General features: G+C 46.0%; 29 protein-coding genes. 14 read left to right on the top strand and 15 right to left on the bottom strand.

Annotation, left to right across the window (positions count from 1 at the left end):
* The first annotated feature begins 432 nt into the window (after positions 1-432).
* Positions 433-1,356 carry a fructosamine kinase family protein gene (locus tag QUB16_RS17015; protein WP_333317778.1) on the top strand — a complete coding sequence of 308 codons (924 nt, stop codon included), beginning with the start codon at positions 433-435 and terminating at the stop codon, positions 1,354-1,356.
* Between the two features lie 73 nt (positions 1,357-1,429).
* Here the strand turns inward: QUB16_RS17015 and QUB16_RS17010 are convergent, their stop codons facing one another.
* From QUB16_RS17010 to QUB16_RS17000, 3 genes are all read right to left on the bottom strand, one after another.
* Positions 1,430-3,130, bottom strand: a complete 1,701-nt coding sequence (locus tag QUB16_RS17010) for an ABC-F family ATP-binding cassette domain-containing protein (RefSeq protein WP_333317776.1) — start codon at positions 3,128-3,130, stop codon at positions 1,430-1,432.
* A 410-nt stretch (positions 3,131-3,540) separates the two neighbouring features.
* Positions 3,541-3,855 carry a hypothetical protein gene (locus QUB16_RS17005; protein ID WP_333317775.1) on the bottom strand — a complete coding sequence of 105 codons (315 nt, stop codon included), beginning with the start codon at positions 3,853-3,855 and terminating at the stop codon, positions 3,541-3,543.
* On the bottom strand, positions 3,833-4,036 hold the full coding sequence (locus tag QUB16_RS17000; protein ID WP_333317773.1) for a hypothetical protein: 204 nt from the start codon (positions 4,034-4,036) through the stop codon (positions 3,833-3,835). Before QUB16_RS17000 ends, QUB16_RS17005 begins: the two co-directional genes overlap by 23 nt.
* Before the next feature lie 179 nt (positions 4,037-4,215).
* On the opposite strand from QUB16_RS17000, the gene QUB16_RS16995 reads away from it, so the two are divergent.
* A complete protein-coding gene (locus QUB16_RS16995; RefSeq protein ID WP_333317771.1) occupies positions 4,216-4,440 on the top strand; it encodes a type II toxin-antitoxin system HicA family toxin in 225 nt (74 codons plus the stop codon).
* Entirely contained in the window at positions 4,437-4,658 is a 222-nt protein-coding gene (locus tag QUB16_RS16990) for a type II toxin-antitoxin system HicB family antitoxin (RefSeq protein WP_333317769.1), read from the top strand. Before QUB16_RS16995 ends, QUB16_RS16990 begins: the two co-directional genes overlap by 4 nt.
* An 8-nt stretch (positions 4,659-4,666) precedes the next feature.
* Here the strand turns inward: QUB16_RS16990 and QUB16_RS16985 are convergent, their stop codons facing one another.
* Positions 4,667-4,981 carry a hypothetical protein gene (locus QUB16_RS16985; RefSeq protein ID WP_333317767.1) on the bottom strand — a complete coding sequence of 105 codons (315 nt, stop codon included), beginning with the start codon at positions 4,979-4,981 and terminating at the stop codon, positions 4,667-4,669.
* 38 nt (positions 4,982-5,019) lie between these two features.
* Here QUB16_RS16985 and QUB16_RS16980 point away from each other — a divergent pair, with 38 nt between their 5' ends.
* Genes QUB16_RS16980 through QUB16_RS16960 form a run of 5 tightly spaced genes read left to right on the top strand, consistent with a single transcriptional unit; the run spans position 5,020 to position 6,433 of the window.
* Entirely contained in the window at positions 5,020-5,439 is a 420-nt protein-coding gene (locus QUB16_RS16980; protein ID WP_333317765.1) for an element excision factor XisH family protein, read from the top strand.
* Entirely contained in the window at positions 5,427-5,795 is a 369-nt protein-coding gene (locus QUB16_RS16975; RefSeq protein ID WP_333212831.1) for a XisI protein, read from the top strand. The genes QUB16_RS16980 and QUB16_RS16975 overlap by 13 nt, the downstream gene beginning before the upstream one ends.
* Positions 5,792-5,926, top strand: a complete 135-nt coding sequence (locus QUB16_RS16970; RefSeq protein ID WP_333317764.1) for a hypothetical protein — start codon at positions 5,792-5,794, stop codon at positions 5,924-5,926. Before QUB16_RS16975 ends, QUB16_RS16970 begins: the two co-directional genes overlap by 4 nt.
* A 13-nt stretch (positions 5,927-5,939) precedes the next feature.
* The gene (locus QUB16_RS16965; protein ID WP_333317762.1) at positions 5,940-6,152 is read left to right on the top strand and encodes a hypothetical protein; all 213 of its coding nucleotides are present in this window, start codon (positions 5,940-5,942) and stop codon (positions 6,150-6,152) included.
* Entirely contained in the window at positions 6,149-6,433 is a 285-nt protein-coding gene (locus tag QUB16_RS16960) for a type II toxin-antitoxin system RelE/ParE family toxin (RefSeq protein WP_194062326.1), read from the top strand. The genes QUB16_RS16965 and QUB16_RS16960 overlap by 4 nt, the downstream gene beginning before the upstream one ends.
* A 253-nt stretch (positions 6,434-6,686) precedes the next feature.
* Here the strand turns inward: QUB16_RS16960 and QUB16_RS16955 are convergent, their stop codons facing one another.
* Complete coding sequence (locus QUB16_RS16955; protein WP_333317760.1) at positions 6,687-7,466, bottom strand: GUN4 domain-containing protein; 780 nt, start codon at positions 7,464-7,466, stop codon at positions 6,687-6,689.
* A gap of 90 nt (positions 7,467-7,556) precedes the next feature.
* Positions 7,557-7,880 carry a hypothetical protein gene (locus QUB16_RS16950; protein WP_333317758.1) on the bottom strand — a complete coding sequence of 108 codons (324 nt, stop codon included), beginning with the start codon at positions 7,878-7,880 and terminating at the stop codon, positions 7,557-7,559.
* A 161-nt stretch (positions 7,881-8,041) separates the two neighbouring features.
* On the opposite strand from QUB16_RS16950, the gene QUB16_RS33615 reads away from it, so the two are divergent.
* From QUB16_RS33615 to QUB16_RS16930, 5 genes are all read left to right on the top strand, one after another.
* Positions 8,042-8,404: a hypothetical protein gene (locus QUB16_RS33615; RefSeq protein ID WP_445251129.1), complete on the top strand. Its 363-nt coding sequence runs from the start codon at positions 8,042-8,044 to the stop codon at positions 8,402-8,404.
* 96 nt (positions 8,405-8,500) lie between these two features.
* Positions 8,501-8,902 (top strand): DUF4351 domain-containing protein, encoded by a 402-nt coding sequence (locus QUB16_RS33610; protein ID WP_445251128.1) that lies wholly within the window; start codon positions 8,501-8,503, stop codon positions 8,900-8,902.
* 241 nt (positions 8,903-9,143) lie between these two features.
* Positions 9,144-9,950 (top strand): pentapeptide repeat-containing protein, encoded by an 807-nt coding sequence (locus tag QUB16_RS16940; protein WP_333317756.1) that lies wholly within the window; start codon positions 9,144-9,146, stop codon positions 9,948-9,950.
* Positions 9,951-10,049: 99 nt separating this feature from the next.
* Positions 10,050-10,469 (top strand): XisH family protein, encoded by a 420-nt coding sequence (locus QUB16_RS16935; protein ID WP_333317754.1) that lies wholly within the window; start codon positions 10,050-10,052, stop codon positions 10,467-10,469.
* Positions 10,457-10,801: a XisI protein gene (locus QUB16_RS16930; RefSeq protein ID WP_333317752.1), complete on the top strand. Its 345-nt coding sequence runs from the start codon at positions 10,457-10,459 to the stop codon at positions 10,799-10,801. Before QUB16_RS16935 ends, QUB16_RS16930 begins: the two co-directional genes overlap by 13 nt.
* 376 nt (positions 10,802-11,177) lie before the next feature.
* Here the strand turns inward: QUB16_RS16930 and QUB16_RS16925 are convergent, their stop codons facing one another.
* The 3 genes from QUB16_RS16925 to QUB16_RS16915 form a co-directional block, all read right to left on the bottom strand.
* A complete protein-coding gene (locus QUB16_RS16925; RefSeq protein WP_333101794.1) occupies positions 11,178-11,543 on the bottom strand; it encodes a helix-turn-helix transcriptional regulator in 366 nt (121 codons plus the stop codon).
* 44 nt (positions 11,544-11,587) lie between these two features.
* Positions 11,588-11,878 (bottom strand): helix-turn-helix transcriptional regulator, encoded by a 291-nt coding sequence (locus QUB16_RS16920; RefSeq protein ID WP_333101795.1) that lies wholly within the window; start codon positions 11,876-11,878, stop codon positions 11,588-11,590.
* A gap of 108 nt (positions 11,879-11,986) precedes the next feature.
* Positions 11,987-12,352, bottom strand: coding sequence for a helix-turn-helix domain-containing protein (locus QUB16_RS16915; protein WP_006634971.1), 366 nt, complete (start codon positions 12,350-12,352; stop codon positions 11,987-11,989).
* Between the two features lie 227 nt (positions 12,353-12,579).
* Here QUB16_RS16915 and QUB16_RS16910 point away from each other — a divergent pair, with 227 nt between their 5' ends.
* Positions 12,580-13,017 carry a hypothetical protein gene (locus QUB16_RS16910; protein ID WP_333317750.1) on the top strand — a complete coding sequence of 146 codons (438 nt, stop codon included), beginning with the start codon at positions 12,580-12,582 and terminating at the stop codon, positions 13,015-13,017.
* A gap of 15 nt (positions 13,018-13,032) precedes the next feature.
* Here the strand turns inward: QUB16_RS16910 and prfA are convergent, their stop codons facing one another.
* The 6 genes from prfA to rplQ all read right to left on the bottom strand — a co-directional run bounded on the left by prfA (position 13,033) and on the right by rplQ (position 17,225).
* Complete coding sequence (prfA, locus tag QUB16_RS16905; RefSeq protein ID WP_333317748.1) at positions 13,033-14,127, bottom strand: peptide chain release factor 1; 1,095 nt, start codon at positions 14,125-14,127, stop codon at positions 13,033-13,035.
* 360 nt (positions 14,128-14,487) lie between these two features.
* Positions 14,488-14,796 carry a 50S ribosomal protein L31 gene (gene rpmE / locus QUB16_RS16900; protein ID WP_333057796.1) on the bottom strand — a complete coding sequence of 103 codons (309 nt, stop codon included), beginning with the start codon at positions 14,794-14,796 and terminating at the stop codon, positions 14,488-14,490.
* Positions 14,797-14,994: 198 nt separating this feature from the next.
* Positions 14,995-15,408 carry a 30S ribosomal protein S9 gene (rpsI, locus tag QUB16_RS16895; protein WP_006634975.1) on the bottom strand — a complete coding sequence of 138 codons (414 nt, stop codon included), beginning with the start codon at positions 15,406-15,408 and terminating at the stop codon, positions 14,995-14,997.
* Entirely contained in the window at positions 15,408-15,863 is a 456-nt protein-coding gene (gene rplM, locus QUB16_RS16890) for a 50S ribosomal protein L13 (protein WP_015178725.1), read from the bottom strand. The genes rpsI and rplM overlap by 1 nt, the downstream gene beginning before the upstream one ends.
* A 139-nt stretch (positions 15,864-16,002) precedes the next feature.
* Complete coding sequence (gene truA / locus QUB16_RS16885) at positions 16,003-16,845, bottom strand: tRNA pseudouridine(38-40) synthase TruA (protein ID WP_190745434.1); 843 nt, start codon at positions 16,843-16,845, stop codon at positions 16,003-16,005.
* A gap of 29 nt (positions 16,846-16,874) precedes the next feature.
* Positions 16,875-17,225: a 50S ribosomal protein L17 gene (rplQ, locus tag QUB16_RS16880; protein WP_190657966.1), complete on the bottom strand. Its 351-nt coding sequence runs from the start codon at positions 17,223-17,225 to the stop codon at positions 16,875-16,877.
* Positions 17,226-17,289 lie beyond the last annotated feature (64 nt).

Raw genomic sequence — 17,289 nt, 5'->3', positions numbered from 1 at the left:
CCCGTTGATAGGCGTTAAGTGGAAGTCCTGAGAGGGATGAAGCTGAGGCGTACTAATAGACCGAGGGCTTGACCTCTCTTTCTACATGGTGATGATGATGACTTAATTCTCTGCAGTCTTCAGGGTTTTTTACCCTTATTTTTTTCCCCTTATTTTTTTTCGATCTCTACAAAGACGCCGTGGCATCACTGGGATTCTATTCCTTTTTCCGTTGTTAAAACTCCGGGTTGCTAATATATTTACCGCGTCACTGCCGCTCGAAAATAGCTCAATCCCGGGAACCACTTTTAAACAAAAGCACCTCTCTGTACAGATAGGTGCTTTGTTGTTTTTGCTATATTAAGCTTTGTTGTTTTTGCTGATTAATTTTTAATTTGCTATACCTGTTAAAGTAATTTCGATCGCCCTCAACCCTCAACACGATTTCATGCTATGTGGGAGAAAATTGCCGCGCACATCTCTGAAACAGCCGGAGAAACATTTTCGATTGACAATCGCCGTTCCGTCAGCGGTGGCTGCATCAATCAAGGCTATTCTATCAGCAGCAGTTCCCGCACTTACTTCGTGAAAATCAATCAAGCTTCCCAAGTCGCGATGTTTGAAGCTGAAGCGCTGGGTTTGCAGCAAATGCGGGAAACCCAGACGATTCGAGTACCTGAGCCGATTTGCTGGGGATCTGAGGGGAATTCAGCTTATATTGTGTTGGAGTGGTTGGATTTGGCAGGACGCGGGGGCGATCGATCTTGGGAAGAAATGGGGCGCAAACTGGCGGCAATGCACAAATACACCCCCCCCAGCCCCCCCTTGCTAAGGGGGGGAGAAAAGGCGAATTCAACCTTGCTAAGGGGAGGTTTTGGTTGGGATAGGAATAATACGATCGGCTCAACTGTGCAAATTAATAATTGGACGGCAAATTGGGCAGAATTTTGGGCAGAACATCGGATTGGTTATCAGTTAAAATTGGCGAGGCGTCGGGGTGGTCATTTTCCACAAGGGGAACGTTTATTAGAGGTAATTCCTAAGTTGTTAGCAGGTTATGAACCTCAACCCTCGCTAGTTCACGGGGATTTGTGGGGAGGAAATGCGGGGGTGACATCTGCGGGGGAACCGGTCATTTTTGACCCAGCAACTTATTTGGGAGATAGAGAAGTTGATATCGCGATGACGGAGTTATTTGGCGGGTTTGCGCCGCAGTTTTATCGAGGATACAATCAGGTTTTGCCGTTGGATGGAGGCTACGAGCAGCGCAAAACTTTATATAATCTATATCACATTTTGAATCATTTTAATTTGTTTGGTGGGAGTTATGAGTCGCAGGCGAATCAGATTATTAATAGAATCTGCGGTGAGAAATAGGGATTTTTTATTTCTCACCGCAGATGAACGCAGATAAACGCAGATGTAAGGTTTATCTACGACCGTTGCCGCTTTATTTTTGCTTAGCTGTTGCTTTTTTCTTCGCTTCTTTTTCAGCTTTTTTAGCCGCTTTTTCAGCTTCAAGTTTGGCGATTTTTGCTAGCTCTTTTTCTTCGGCTATTTTATCGAGATAGTAGTGGTAATCTCCCAAATAAGGGCGAAACTCTCCATCCCGGATTTCGACTATTTTGTTGGCGACTTGGGAGATGAAATAGCGATCGTGCGAAACGATAATTACCGTACCGTCATAATTCTGAATCGCCTCTTCCATCATCTCTTTCGCCGGAATGTCGAGGTGATTTGTCGGTTCGTCCAAAATCAGCAAATTCACAGGAGTCAACAGCATTTTTGCCAAAGCTAAGCGGGCTTTTTCGCCACCGCTTAAAGCGCCAACTTGTTTGAATACTGTTTCGCCGGTAAATAAGAAACGGCCCAACAAAGTCCGAACTTCTTCATTTTTCCAGTCGGGTACTTCGTCGTGAATGGTTTCCATCACGGTTTTATTCAAATCTAAGGCTTCTGCCTGATTCTGTTCAAAGTAACCGGGGATGACGTTGTGGCCTCCCAATTTGACAGTACCTTCGGTCGGCTTTTCTAAACCCATAATCAGGCGTAGCAGCGTTGATTTGCCCGCGCCGTTGGGGCCGAGAAAGGCTATGCGATCGCCCCTTTCAATCAATAAGTCGGCTCCCAAGAATAGGATTTTTTCGCCGTAGGTGTGCACCAAATCTTCAATTATTGCTACTTCGCGGCCGCTGCGGGGTGCGGGGGGAAAGCGGAAATGCAAAGTTTTTAATCCGCCGGTGGGCGCTTCGATGCGTTCGATTTTGTCTAACTGTTTCTCGCGACTTTTGGCTTGGGTGCTGCGAGTGGCGCTGGCGCGGAATTTTTCAACGAATGCTTGCTGTTTTTCGAGTTCTTTTTGCTGGCTTTCGTAGGCGCTGAGTTGGGCTTCTCTGGCTTCTGCTTTTTGCAGCAGATAGGAGGAGTAGTTGCCAAGGTAGGTGCTGGAAACGCCGCGTTCGGTTTCGACGATTTGGGTGCAGAGCCGATCGAGAAATTCTCGGTCATGGGATACGATTACCATTGGGGTTGTCAGCCCTTTGAGGTATACTTCCAGCCATTCGATGGTTTCTAAGTCGAGGTGGTTGGTAGGTTCGTCTAGTAGCAGAATGTCGGGTTTTTGCAGGAGAATTTTGCCTAAACTCATCCGCATTTGCCAGCCACCGCTGAAGGCGCTGACTAATCGATCCCCATCTTCGGGTTCAAATCCGATTTCGGGCAAAATTTTCTCGATTTGGGCTTCTAAACCGTAGCCGTTTAAGCCTTCAAATTGCCGTTGCAGCCGATCCATTTTGTGGATCAGTTCGTCGAGATTTTCTGGGGAGGAGTTTTCCAAGTCTCGATGGACTTGCATCAGGGATTCGTGGACTTCGTTGGCTTCGCTGAAGGCGCGCCAAAATTCTTCTTTGACGGTGCGAGTCGGATCTACTTCAAATTCTTGGGAGAGGTAGGCGATGTGGAGGCTGGCGGGGCGAATGACTTCGCCTGCGGTGGGTTCGATTTCGCCGGCGATGATTTTGAGTTGGGTGGATTTACCGGCACCGTTAACGCCGACTAAGCCGATGCGATCGCCCGGTTTGACTTCCCAGGTGACATCTTTGAGTACGACGCCTGTGGGGTAAATTTTACTGATGTGTTCGAGTCGCAGCATTGTTGTGGAGACTGGGGAAGGGCAGGTTTAGCGGCGGATGGGATGCCGGCGCTGAGGTCGAGTTAATCTTAACAAATTTTAAAGATTTTTAGTGTATTGCCAGATTTTGATTTGGTGGGAGTTACGGGAAGAAACCGGGTTTCTACGAAAAATCACTGATTCTCAACTAGATACCTAGGAAGAAACCCGGTTTCTAGCTTCGATGTGGGTTCGGGACTATTGTGTTTGGTATTGTCTGGTATTTTTTGAAGTCTGGGAATTTATCATTTCTCTCTTCTCTTTCTCTGCGCCCTCTGCGCCCTCTGTGGTTAAATCATTCAGACGATTTGGTAAATTAGGATTGGGTGTGGCGATCCTCTTCGAGGGCTTCGCTAACGCACTTGTCAGGAGGTTGAGTGCGATCGATCGCACTACCGCGCTGTTTCAGATTGAATTTCTCGAAGAATGGTTGAGACTTCTTCTTCTGAATGTAGATGTCTTGCCAAAACTTGGGCTGTTGCTTCTAGGAGGCGATCGCTAAACAATTTTGTTAAATCTTGCCGCAAACCTTGCCCAATGTAAAATTTGAGTAAAGCTGACAGAGGCATATCTCGATGGAGTGCTACTTGGTTTAGGGATTCTAAGGTATCTGTTGGGATTTCGATCGATACTGTTGTTGTTGGGCGCGATCGAACTTTTAATGTCAATTCTTCTTCAACGTTGTCATTTTTGGAGTAGCTGGGCATAAATATCATCCTCGGTATTATCCCAAATTGCATCTAGCGATACTCGGCTTGTCTGAAGCCAGAATTCAGACTCATCATCAGGTAGGAATGTTACCAGAATCCTTGCACCTTCAGGAATTTCTGTTTGTTCCAACAATTCAATTTTGCCTTGGCGAACGATCGCCCAAACTGTCTTTAGCATAATAGCGTGACTCCTGAATCGTTAGGGTCGTATCTCAGTATATCCGATTCGTTGAGGACTTGCGGAATCATGTATGGGGAAGCGTGTCTTGCAGAAGGTGAATCTATCCGTGAACTTAGCACGCTTTTAGAGGAGTGGAAAAAAAGTGATAAAATAAAGTAGAGCAGTAGACAAAATCGATGCCAAGGAAAATTAGAGAGTTAAAAGTTCAAATTGCGCGTGAAGGTTTTGTTTATCTACCCAAGCGCGGCAAAGGTAGCCATGAGCGTTGGCGACATCCAATGCTCCGAAAAACACTGACAATTCTCGGCAAAGATGGAGATGATGTGGCACTCTACCTAGAAAAGCAGTTAGCACAGTTATTAAGTGAGCTGAATGAGTTAAGGAAGGGCGAGGATTTATGAGTCGATACAGTATGATTGTTCAATGGTCTGATGAAGATGGACTTTTTCTAGTTACTATTCCAGAATTTTCTGATCGTGTGGTCATGCCTTGCACTCACGGTGAAACTCGCGAGCAAGCAATTCATAACGGCGAAGAAGTGATTGAAATGTATTTGGAAGCATGGGAAGCAGAAGGTGAATCTATCCCTGAACCTAGGACGCTTCAAATTGCTTGTTGAATGCTATTTTACTTGTCATCATGCACCGGAGACTTAACGATCGCACTTTCTACTTCTTCTAATGCTTGCAGACTCCCGACTTCCCAAGCGTGAGCGATCGCATTGGGGATGATTTGGGCGATCGGGATTTCAGGAAAATTAGGACTGGTTTGGGATTCTAAATACTTTCCGTTTCTGAGCAGATAGATTTTCAACCTGCCACTATCATAAACCCAAAGTTCAGGAACTCCAATTGCTTCGTAAGCTTTGTCAAGTCTACTAATTTTAACCCCAGAAGTCCGAGGTTTGCTGAGGTGAGGGCGATCGAGATGGATGAAATACATTATAATAGCCTCAACCTCGATCGCAAAAGAGAGCAATCGTGCCAGCAAGAGACATTTATCATCAAGTTGTCAAACAGGGTCTGATTAAGGCGGGCTGGACAATTACCCACGATCCCTATCCATTGGCTTGGGCGAAGAGAAACCTATCGATCGATCTTGGTGCAGAACAGCTATTAGCTGCTGAGAACAACGATCGCAAGATAGCCGTTGAAGTTAAAAGTTTTATCAGAGAGTCTCGAATTGCAGATTTAGAGCAAGCTTTGGGTCAATATACTCTTTACTATGACATCTTAAAACGGACGGAATCAGAAAGACAACTGTATCTTGCAATTCCACTAAATGCTTTTACGGAGCTTTTTGAAGGACAAAGATTTGGTCAGATATTGCTAGATAATAACCGCCTAAATCTTGTTGTTTTTAACCCAAAAACCGAGGAAATAGTACAATGGATAGCTTAAATAATTATCGCCAACTTGTTAGACAGCTCCTTACTGAATACGCTGAGATTCCCGTTTGTGATAGTGGGACGCAAAACGCCACAATTTTTGATGTAGAAAATGACCGCTATATGTTAATCAATATAGGTTGGTTTAACGAGCAGCGCATTCACCATTGCGTGATTCATATTGATATTATTGATGGTCAGGTGTGGATTCAAGCAAATAATACCGATCGCCTGATTGCTGAGGAGTTAGTTGCAGCGGGAATTCCGGCTAAATCAATTGTTTTGGGACTGCAACCGCCTGATGTTAGACCGTATACTGCTTATGGAGTGCCTTGTAGTGAGCAGCAGCGAGAATCCTTGAAAGTATGATGGAGTGGAAGGGATTTGACTTGGAGGGCGATCGCACTTCAAAAATTTTTAAAGCAGGCGATCGCACCTTCCATCGCCTTCAGCAAATTCCATTAAACTTGAGTAAAATAAGACAGCCATCATCGCCATAAAACCTAACTCACCATGCAAACCTCAACATTTGATAGTATTTTAGACGAGATCGAAACATTGTCTACAGACGAACAAACTGCTTTACTTGTCATCATGCACCGGAGACTTAGCGATCGCCGTCGCACCGAAATTGCTGCTAACATTGCACAAGGAAAACAAGACTATCAATCTGGAAAGGTGTTTCGAGGTACAGTTAATGAAGCGATCGCGGAGCTAAACCGTTGAAACTTATCACCTTTGCTCAATCATTTAAACGTGCCTACAAAGCCCTCATCCGCAAACACCCGGAACTACAGCCCAAAGTTGAAGCTATTTTAAGACTTTTGGCAGAAAACTCTTTCGAGCCATCACTGCAAACACACAAACTCAAAGGTCAGTTAGCGGGATCTTGGGCTTGTTCTGTGGAGTATGACTGTCGGATTGTATTTAATTTTGTTGAGAATCCAGAGTCAGGAGATGAGGAAATTCTCTTGCTTGATATTGGCAGCCATGATGAGGTGTATTGAAAATGCTGGCTTATGCGATCACCTCTTTCTATCTGCTTTTTTAATATGGAAGAAAGGGCGATCGATTGATCGCCCTTTTTCTTATTTTTTAATCGCGAGCGCACTTAACAAACTTTTAAAACAGGCGATGTGAGAAGGTTGTAGAAAGGTGGGGGTGAGAAGGTGCGATCGCTTTTAGGAGTGAAAGGGCGATCGTAACTCAATCCCATGTCTATACAAGTGTGTGAACAAGTGTATGTGACAAGGATTTTGACTACAGAGCAATACCGCAACTTGAAAGCCTATTCAAGATGTCTAGTAGGGCACTGTCGTTCACCGGTTCATTTTTCCATGACCCACCACGTCCTTCCCGCCAGTAATTACCTGTGGGAAGATGTCCATAGGGAGCCTGGATTGCAAAAGTAAGATCGTTATATTTTTTTGTATATTGACCCACGTTGTTAGGATCGTACCATCCTATGCGACTATAGCAGACTTTTCTTAATTCAATTTCCTCATTTATCTCGTCAAGAAAATATTTTTTTCTTCCACGTTTCTTACCAGAAATCATGGATAGTACATCCTCTCCTTGTTCTGATATAATTCGTTTTTGTACACTAAATCCAAAGCGACCGTTGCTATATTTAAGCCAAAGTCGATCAATAGTAGAAAGATCGGCACAAGGGAAGTAGTCTGCCATTCCGCCAATGAGACGGTTATAATCCGGCACTAGACGACACCCCCACTCTCCCGCTTGGATTGTTCTCTCTACTGCTAGACTTCCTACGCTCAGCATCACCTTACCTGTTTCTTCATCAGCTTCTCTCCATTTGCCTTCTGCTAGTAGGTCACGAAGGCGTGTGTAGCTATAGCTAGTAGAGATGCTGCTCTCAAGTGATACTTCAAGATTTGAATAATCAACTTGAAGACTTGAATAATCAACTTGATTGGCTTTAGTCCTACTTGATGTCTTACTTGCTTGATTCCTGCTTGATGCCTGTGACATCACGAAGTAGATAACTACAGCCAACACAATTAAAATCAAAATCCACATTGATAGTTATCCTTTGGTAAGTGTAGCGGGGGATTGTAACTCAATCCCCCTTATGGTTGTTTCTACTGGTAAAAATCAATTAAAATGAGTTTATCCGCCATAATTACCGCTACCATAGCCAGTTTCTTTGGATATCTCTAGCATGATCGATTGATTGGATTTTACTTTTTTTAGTTCCCTTTCTACTTTCTCTCTTTCTTCCTGGTCTGCTATTCCGATTTGCTCTTCAAATTGAGCTATTATTGTCGAGTTGGGAATATCAGAAACCTGTGATGGCGATAAGATTCCTTGAGCCAAAGCCAAAGCAGCCATAATATTCCGAATTGCCTCGACAAGGTTGTATGGTAAACTCACTTTTGTCAACTCCTCTATTAGGGTAATTTGTAAACATAAACGCGAGCCATCTGCTGGCATTTGAGTATTTTAAGGAGTCAAGTTCAGCTTTGTCAGTGATAAAAAGTGAGAAAAAGTGAGAAAAAGTAATGACTTTCCACAAATCGCCCTAAAATCTCCTCTCAGGTAGATGCCCGTAGAGTTAAACTCTTGTAAATAACCCCTCTCACAACCCAACTTCCTTGGCCTACGACAACACCTGCAAATATCTAGCAGAAAAATTCCCCGCCGCCTTCGTCCGCTGGCTGCTACCAATTGACGAACCCACCGATGTTCAGGTACTCAAAACCGAACTAATTCAAGAACCCATCCGAGCCGATTCTCTCGTTTTCCTGCAAACGGATAACCAAATCCTGCATCTGGAATTTGAAACGCGGCCCTACTCCGACCCGCCGATCGCCTTCAGAATGCTAGACTACTACGTCAGGCTCAAACGGCAATACTCCTGTTCCATCAATCAAGTAGTAATCTTTTTGCAGCAAACAGCCTCAGAACAAGTTTTTGTATCCGAGTACACAGACGCGAACACCCGACACGGCTATTGAGTTATTCGCCTGTGGGAACAAGACCCTGCTTTACTGCTGTCCGTGCCCGGCTTGCTCCCACTCGCGACACTATCCCAAACCAACTCGCCGCGAACTTTGTTAGAGCAAATAGCTACTCAGATTGCTACAATAGAAGAACCTACCCAACAAGCGGATTTACTCGCTTGCACCCAAGTGCTCGCAGGTTTGAGATTTGAAAAAGACTTAATCAGACAACTATTTAGGAAGGAAACTATGCGCGGTTCTGTGATTTACCAAGAAATTCGCGAAGATGGCCTCCTTGAAGGAAGACAACTAGGCCTCCTTGAAGGAAGGAAAGATGAGGCGCTGTCGTTCCTCAGTCGCCAGTTGACTCGACGTATCGGTTCGATCGCATCTGAAACCCGCGAGCAAATTCAGACTTTATCCGTAGAAGAATTAGAGGATTTAGGAGAGGCGCTTTTGGACTTTTCCGAAGCCTCAGATTTAACCAATTGGTTGAATGAACATCAGCCTTAATTGCTAAGATATAGCCTCTTATATTAATTTAATGGGTCGTTGCACATATCTCGATCCCCCTAAATCCCCCTTAAAAAGGGGGACTTTGAGTGCTCTTGTCCCCCCCTTATTAAGGGGGGCTAGGGGGGATCTCCGGGTTTGAAAACACACCCTAGGGGGGATCGGGTTCTATGCAGCATCATAAAAAAATGGTATTATTGTCAAAACTTCACCAAATATATACTTTAAGGAAACTTAAGCCATGACCGTTGATGAAGCAATCGCGATCGCAGAAACAGTCCTCGATGGCGAAGGCTTAAACGACGTGCAAGAGCTCATCTTCAGACAATGCTGGGAAGGCAGACATTCCTATGAGGAAATTTCTCAACTCTCTCAATATAATGATGAATACATCAAAGCGCTGGCGGCTAAACTCTGGAAACAACTCTCAGAGGCTTTTGATGAAAAAGTAAAAAAAAATAATTTACGCTCTGTTTTTAAACGATACTTGCGGCGACATCAAGTGACATTACATCGAACTCAAGTTATCGGAGTTAATCTCAGCGGTGCTGACTTAAGCGGAGCCAGAATATCATTTGCCAACTTAAGTGAATCTGATTCATCAACAGATTTACAGGGTGCAACTATATCTGATTATAATACAGTATCAGATGGAATTATTAAGCCTGAAAACGCGCACAACCAGGGAATTTTATCTAGCATAAAATCAAGCATTTATCACTGGAACGATCTGCGCTTTCACAGCCAAGAACAAGTAAAAATTGCCGAAGCGCTCGATCGCACAAACACCCTATTCTTCCCCAACTCCAAAGCCCGCCTCACAACACCTGCAGGCCGACAAAACCAAGAACCAGATTTCCTCATATTTCACCAAGGCAAATGGGGTATTCTGGAAATATGGCATCCCGACACAGAAAAAGATGAAACGCGCGATCGCCTGTTTGCATCTCACGGTATCAGCATCATCCACTATTGCGACGCTAACAGATGCACAGAAGAACCCGATCGCATTGTCCGAGAATTTTTAGACATATTGAGTCAGGGATAGGGCGATCGCATTTAGTTAAAACGTAATTCCTGTCTCGATCGGCGATCGGGCCGCACGATTCAATGGTAAAATAGAAATAGTAAAGCGTTCTCAGTGGCTATGCCTGCCAAAGAGCGATTTCATGAAGCCGTAAAAGTCGCCCTCCAAAAAGATGGCTGGACAATTACCGATGATCCACTTACAATCCCGATCGAGCGCCTCAGCAACCTCTACATTGACTTTGGAGCAGAGAAGTTACTCATTGCCGAGCGCAAGGGTCAAAAAATCGCAGTTGAGGTCAAAAGCTTTCTTGGAGCCTCTACACTTTCGGAATTTCATACGGCCTTGGGTCAGTGTCTTAACTATCGCTACGCACTCGAAGATACCGATCCCGATCGAAAACTTTACCTTGCCGTTCCTGTCAGCATTTATGACGACTTTTTTGTTGTTCCCTTCATTCAATCCGTCATTCAAAGGAGTCAAACCCGTCTCATCGTCTACGATCCTACCACGGAGGAAATCAGAGAATGGCTAACCTAGATAGTTATCGCAATGCCGTACAACAAGCCTTACTCAACTATGCTCAGATGCGTTCTGGAACTTCTAGCAATTCAGAGTTAGAACTCCAAATTCTGTTCGATCCACAGCGCGACCATTACCAATTAGTGTATGTCGGCTGGTACAAAAGTAAGCGTGTCTACGGCCCGATTTTACATCTCGATATTAAAGATGAAAAAATCTGGCTACAACTCAACACAACGGCAGACGATATCACCCTGGATTTAATGGAATTAGGTATTGCTAAAGATGATATTGTTCTGGGGTTCCATGCACCCTATATGCGCCAATTTACAGAATTTGCCGTAGGTTAATGCCATTCTGTTGGATCGATTTCTTTTCGGCAGTTTGTATCTGCTGGTATCAGTATCATCCACTATTGTGACGCCCAAAGATGCTGCGAAGAACCAGATCGCATTGTCCAAGAGTTTTTAGACATATTGAGTCAGGGATAGGGCGAGTGGTTTTTTCATAAGGGCGATCGCATAGGGGCCCAGAAACCGGGTTTTTTACGATAAGACGCGTTGTATCCCGCAGATTCGGTAAAAAACCCGGTTTCTTTGCTTGGAGTGCGTAAGTGCATAAGGGCGATCGCACTCCGTAACAAAGTAGATTTTGCCTTGACAAATTACTCGATTTGTGATATGCACGAGTGGTGGAAATTTTTAAGGGCGATCGGACAAATACCGCTCAGCTATATTTCCCTGAAGACTCAGCAGCATTAGCCAGCCGCTCCACGCCCGCTCGGACAATTACCGCCAAATCTGCGATCGGCATACATTGAATTTTTTTAAGCAAGTCGTTGGTATTGACAGGTTCTGGCATTGGCTTGCCTTCGAGATGAGCCATTAACTCTTCCATCGTAAAGCCCGCTCTTGCCGCAATCTGAGTCAAATTTTTCGTATCCGGGAGCACCTGACCCTTTTCCCAATACTGAACAGCAGCCCCAGAGACGCCCAATAGCCTACCAAAAGCGCTAAAACTCAGGTCGCCACGGGCTAGCTTCACAACTTCGCTCAGTTTTTTCTTAGCTTCTGCGTCCACAGTATTAGTCACCAGATAACCACAATTCCTAGTTTACAGATAAATCTGCCTAATACTCATTCCCCAGCAGCCTCAGCCGACGCAGCGAATCTCTCCGCGACAGCTTTACCAATTAGCGCCACCTGACTCAGAGGCAAAAACTGAATTTTTTTGACAATATCTTGAATATCTAACGGATCTGACACTGGCTTCCCATCCAAAAATCTCAGAAGTTCTTCCAGCGAATAACCAGCTCTCGCTGCGAGCTTACCCAAGTTTTCCGTCTCTGGAACCGTATCGCCTCTTTCCCAAAGCTGAACAGCAGTAGCAGAAACGCCCAAAAGCTTGCCAAAGGCTCGCTGACTCATTGTCCCGCGAGCTGTTTTGATAATTTCACTAAGTTTTTGTCTATTTTGGATGTTCACGACTCGAAGGTTACTCAACCGTATCTACCAGTCTACTTACGAAGTGATACATCAACTATATTTCCCAGACGACTCAGCCGCCGCCGCGAGTCTATCCATCACGGCTCTACCAACCACGGCTAACTCACTAATTGGTATACATTGAATTTTTTTCAGCAGATCGTTAGTATCTACCGGTTCACGCATGGGTTTGCCTTCCAGATGAGCGAGCAGCTCTTCAAGTGTAAACCCCGCCCTCACAGCAATCTGAGCCAAATTTTCTGTATCTGGGATGCTCTGACCTTTTTCCCACAACTGAACCGCAGTCGCAGAGACGCCCAGAAGCTTGCCGAATGCCCGCTGACTCATCGAACCGCGAGCTAGTTTGACAATCTCGATCAATTTTTTCTTAGCTTCTGCGTTCACAACTGCCGTCACTACTTAATCCCACATAACTCAGTTTACTTCCCAACTCCTAAATTTTCCACTTGCAATTCATAATTACACTTGACACAGGAAAGGATTGCAAGTAAACTAATAATTACAACTTAAGTTTTGATAGACCCAACGAGTCGCTAAACAAATGGTTCTGAGCGAGGAACCCAACATAAGGGGACAGCCCGATCAAACTTTAAAACCGAAGACAGACATCAGGGAAAGTAAAAATGACCAAGAGACGCAATCTAAAAACTCACAAGCCCAGCAACACCCGTCAAAGCCTCACAGCCTCCGGTTGGCTAAAACCCCAGCGCTGGCAAATCTCCAAAACGGAAGCTGCCGAAGCCCTGAAAATGCCCGTCAACCGCATAGTCAAAGTGTACCCCAAACAACATCAAGTAATAGTCGTTTACCTGAACAAGAAAGGACAAAAATGCAGTTCCTTTTTCAGCTACAGACTATTTGCCAGATGGCAACAAGAGGCGATCGCAGCAATTGCCAGTTGTCGAAACCAGCAAATCCTAGCACCCCTAGAAGTCATTGTACAATACGACCTCGAACATTTCAAATATCCAGTGGCGATCGCCGATGCAATTTGGGAAGCCCTACTCAACCATATCTCCCGCGTAACAAGGGAACTGAGGCTGAGCAAACAATGCGCCTAGTCCCCCATCACTCCATCAATTAGTAGAAGCAGCCAACTCAGCCAAACGTTCCTGCTGATCCTGAGAAATGCAAGTTTGAATAATCCCCTCAATATCCCCTTCCAAAACACTATTGAGCGAGAAATTTTCCCCCAAACGGTGGTCAGTAGCCCGATTGTCCTTATAGTTGTAGGTGCGAATCTTCTCCGATCGCGAACCAGTACCAACCTGAGCCAAACGCCGCGACTTCACCTCATCCTGCTGCTCCCGCAACTTCATCTCATAGAGCTTAGCCCGCAAAATCTGCATCGCCCGCTCCTTATTCTGCAACTGACTGCGCTCCTCAGTACAGAAAATCCGAATTCCCGTCGGCTTGTGAAACAAATCCGCAGCAGTTTCCACCTTGTTCACGTTTTGACCGCCAGCGCCGCCCGATCGAGCCGTACTCATCTCAATATCCTTCGGATCGATGTGAATCTCCACATCATCAACCTCCGGCATCACAGCCACCGTCGCCGTCGAAGTATGCACCCTGCCGCCAGCCTCAGTCACAGGCACTCGCTGCACCCGGTGTACCCCAGCCTCAAACTTCAGCTTGCTGTAAACGCTGTCGCCTGTAATTTCCAGAATCACCTCTTTAAAGCCGCCCATTTCCGCCAGCGACTCGCTCACCAACTTCACCACCCAGCCTTGAGTTTGAGCGTAGCGCGAATACAGCCGCAGCAAATCTCCCGCCCAAATACTAGCCTCATCTCCCCCAGTACCCGCCCGAATTTCCAGCATAATATTCTTGTCATCGTTCGGGTCGCGGGGGAGCAGCAAAACCTTCAAACGACTTTCCAAATTCTCCAGCTTCGCCTCAAGTTCCTCAACTTCCAGCGCAGCCATTTGCTGCATTTCTCGATCGCCCGCAGCTTCCTTGAGAACCTGTCGCGCGCCCACCAAATCTTCCTGAGTGGTTTTCCACAGAGCAAAAGTATCGACCACTTCCTCCAAGGACGATCGAGCTTTCGCTACCCGTTGAAACTCTTGATTGTCCCTAGCCACATCCGGGTCAGCCATGCGGCGAGTCAACTCATTAAAAGTTTGCTCTACCGACTTCAATTTATCCAGCAAATAAGATTCAGCCATTGTCAGTTGTCCTTTGTCAATCGATTTTAGATTTTAGATTTTAGATTTTAGATTTTAGATTTGAAGAACAGTTGGGATAGAATCTCGATCGAACTCTACTTGATCGAAATCTACTGCCTGCTTAGCAAGTCTTCAATCTAAACTCTCCAATCCGAGGGCGGATCGATTTTAGATTTTAGATTTTAGATTTTAGATTTTAGAACTCAAGAGCAGTTAGGATAGAATGTCGATCGAGCTCTACGCGATCGAACTCAACTGCCTGCCTAGCGAAGTCTTCAATCTAAAATCTAAAATCCGAGGGCGGTAAGTTGCCAGTAGAAAGAACTACTCTCAACAAACTGCGGACAAATGACAATCCGGCTACTTCTTCTTTTTGCCTTTACCAGCAGCCTTAGCAGCATCTGCTTTCGGATCTTCCATTTTCAGCGGTCCAGAGGAAGCATCTGCCTTCGGCATTTCTACCTCGGTCATGCCGTATTTCCGCATAAAGCGCTCCACACGACCTTCAGTATCAATAATCTTCTGAGTGCCAGTATAGAAAGGATGATTTCCCGACCAGACATCAACTTGAAGCTTTGGTCTTGTTGAACCCACAGTCATCACAAGTTCGCCGTTGCAATAAACCTGAGATTCGGGATACCACTCAGGGTGAATGCCTTCTTTTGCCATTGTTTTTTACTCTCTAATTTTTGACTTTACAACCATTTTAGCTGCCGCAGGACTTGTACACCAACAACAGCACGAATTTTGCCTTATATCTGTTGGAACCAGGAATCAGGAATCGGAAATAAACTTCAAAAAAAGGCAGATAAAATCTGGATAGATAATTTTTGCCTTTTCCTGGTTCCTTCTTCCTTCTTCCCTGGATTACCGCTTCGAGTATTGAGGAGCTTTGCGAGCTTTCCGCAAACCGTACTTTTTCCGTTCTTTGGCCCGCGGGTCGCGAGTCAAATAGCCCTCAGTCTTCAGAGGCTTGCGGTTGTCCGGGTCTAATTGACAAAGTGCTCTAGCGACACCCAAGCGAATCGAGTCAGCCTGACCTGTCAAGCCACCGCCTTCGACTTTTACCAAAATGTCGTACTCATTTTCCAGACCCAAAGTTTCCAGAGGGGCCTTAGCGAGAGCCAAATAAGTAGGGTTGAATTGCAGGTACAAATCCCCCTCTTTACCATTGACAGTCAGTATGCCAGTGCCGGGAACCAAGCGCACCCGCGCTACGGAACGCTTGCGGCGGCCGGTACCCCAGTACACAGCGCGACCGGATGTATCTGTTGCTTGCATTACTCATTTCCTCCCGGAATCGTGTGAACAATTAATTCTTCTGGTTTTTGAGCTTGGTGCGGGTGGTTGGGGCCAGCGTACACCTTCAGTTTAGTAAACAGTTGTCTGCCCAGAGAAGTGTGAGGCAGCATTCCTCGTATAGCTTCTTCGACAATTCTTTCGGGCAAACGTGCTTGCAATTTGGCAAAAGTTTCTGTTTTCATCCCGCCCGGTCTTCCAGAATGGCGGCGGTAGATTTTCTGGGTGCGTTTTTTGCCAGTAACAGCGATTTTGTCCGCATTGATGACAATTACGAAGTCGCCGGTATCCATAGAAGGAGTGTAAGTCGGTTTGTGTTTCCCCCGGAGGTACATGGCAACTTCAGTTGCCAGACGGCCCAGCCGCTGGTCGGCGGCATCGACCACGTACCACTTGTGCTCTAGGGAGTCTTGAGTAGGGACGTAAGTTTTGTTCATTGTTTGTTGTTAGTTGTCTATTAACTGTTAACTGTTGTTAGTTGTCAGTTGTCAGTTGTCAGTTGTCAGTTTTTAATTGTTAGTTGTCCTTAGTTTTTTATTAGTAGTTACCTAATGACTAATGACTAATGACTAATGACTAATGACTAATGACTAATTTTGGCTGAGTGTCGTACCAGACATCTGGGGGAAAGGGAAATTCTGAATAGCCAACCCGCAGCAGGCACAAACCTTGAGCGGGAGCGGCATATTTTACCATTTCTCGGCGTTCGTTGACCCAGATATCTGTGAAATTGTCGATCGGCCTTTCCCCGCGACCCACCTGCACCAGCAACCCCACCAGCAGCCGCATCATCCCGTACAGAAACCCGCTTGCCTGAACCTCTATATAGATAAGAGGCCCAGAACGCTGACACTCGGCCGCTTGCACGTCCACCCAGGAATGGGGGCGGGCTGATCCCGCGCGGTGGAAAGCTGCCAGATGATGCCGCCCGATTAGCGGTGTCAAAGCTGTCTGAATCAAAGATTCATCCACAGGGGCGTGATAGCAGTGCCAAGCAAAAGGACGCACAAACAAATTAGGGGTCGGATCTGTATAAAGGGTGTAGCGATAGCGCCGCCAACTGGCTGAGAACCGAGCGTGCCAGGTAGGTTCCACCTTTGCCGAAGCTCGAATTAAAATATCTTTTGCCAGTCGAGAGTTGAGAACGCTTGCCCAGCGGTGAGCCGGAATTGGGCCGTGGGCGTCAAAATGGGCTACTTGAGCAGCGGCGTGAACTCCCGCATCAGTTCTCCCGGCAGCGTGCAGCGTTACCGGGCGTTCCAGAACAGTCGATATTGCTGTTTCAATTTCTTCTTGTACTGTACGCTGGTTCGGCTGTCGCTGCCAACCGTGAAAGTTAGTGCCGAGGTATTGGATCACCAGAGCAACGCGCTGTATCGATTGGGGATTTTCGATTGGGGATTTTGGATTGTCAGTCATAAATCACAAATCTCCAACCCAAAATTGAATTAAACCAGTTCAACGATCGCCATTTCGGAATTGTCTCCTTGGCGGGGGACTGTTCGCACTACGCGGGTGTAGCCCCCGTTGCGCGAGCCGTACCGTTCTTGGGCTGCTTCAAACAAAGCGTGTACTAACTGTTTGTCGTAGATAAAGCCCATAGCTTGCCGGCGAGCGGCCAATGAGCCATCTTTTGCCAGGGTAATCATTCTGTCCGCCTCTGGGCGCAGCGCTTTGGCGCGGGCGAGAGTGGTAGTAATTTTACCGTGGCGGATTAATTCGGTGGTCAGCGAGCGCAGCAGGGCGCGGCGCTGGTCAGCCGGTTTGTTGAGTTGGGGAACGCGACAGCGGTGACGCATGGCAGTTGGTAATTGGTAATTGGTAATTGGGCGCCGGGATAGTCCGCGAGTTTTGAGGGGTGAA

Origin of the sequence: Microcoleus sp. D3_18a_C4 (assembly GCF_036702415.1) — a bacterium.
GTDB lineage: Bacteria > Cyanobacteriota > Cyanobacteriia > Cyanobacteriales > Microcoleaceae > Microcoleus.
This window is presented reverse-complemented; position numbering and strand designations above follow the sequence as displayed.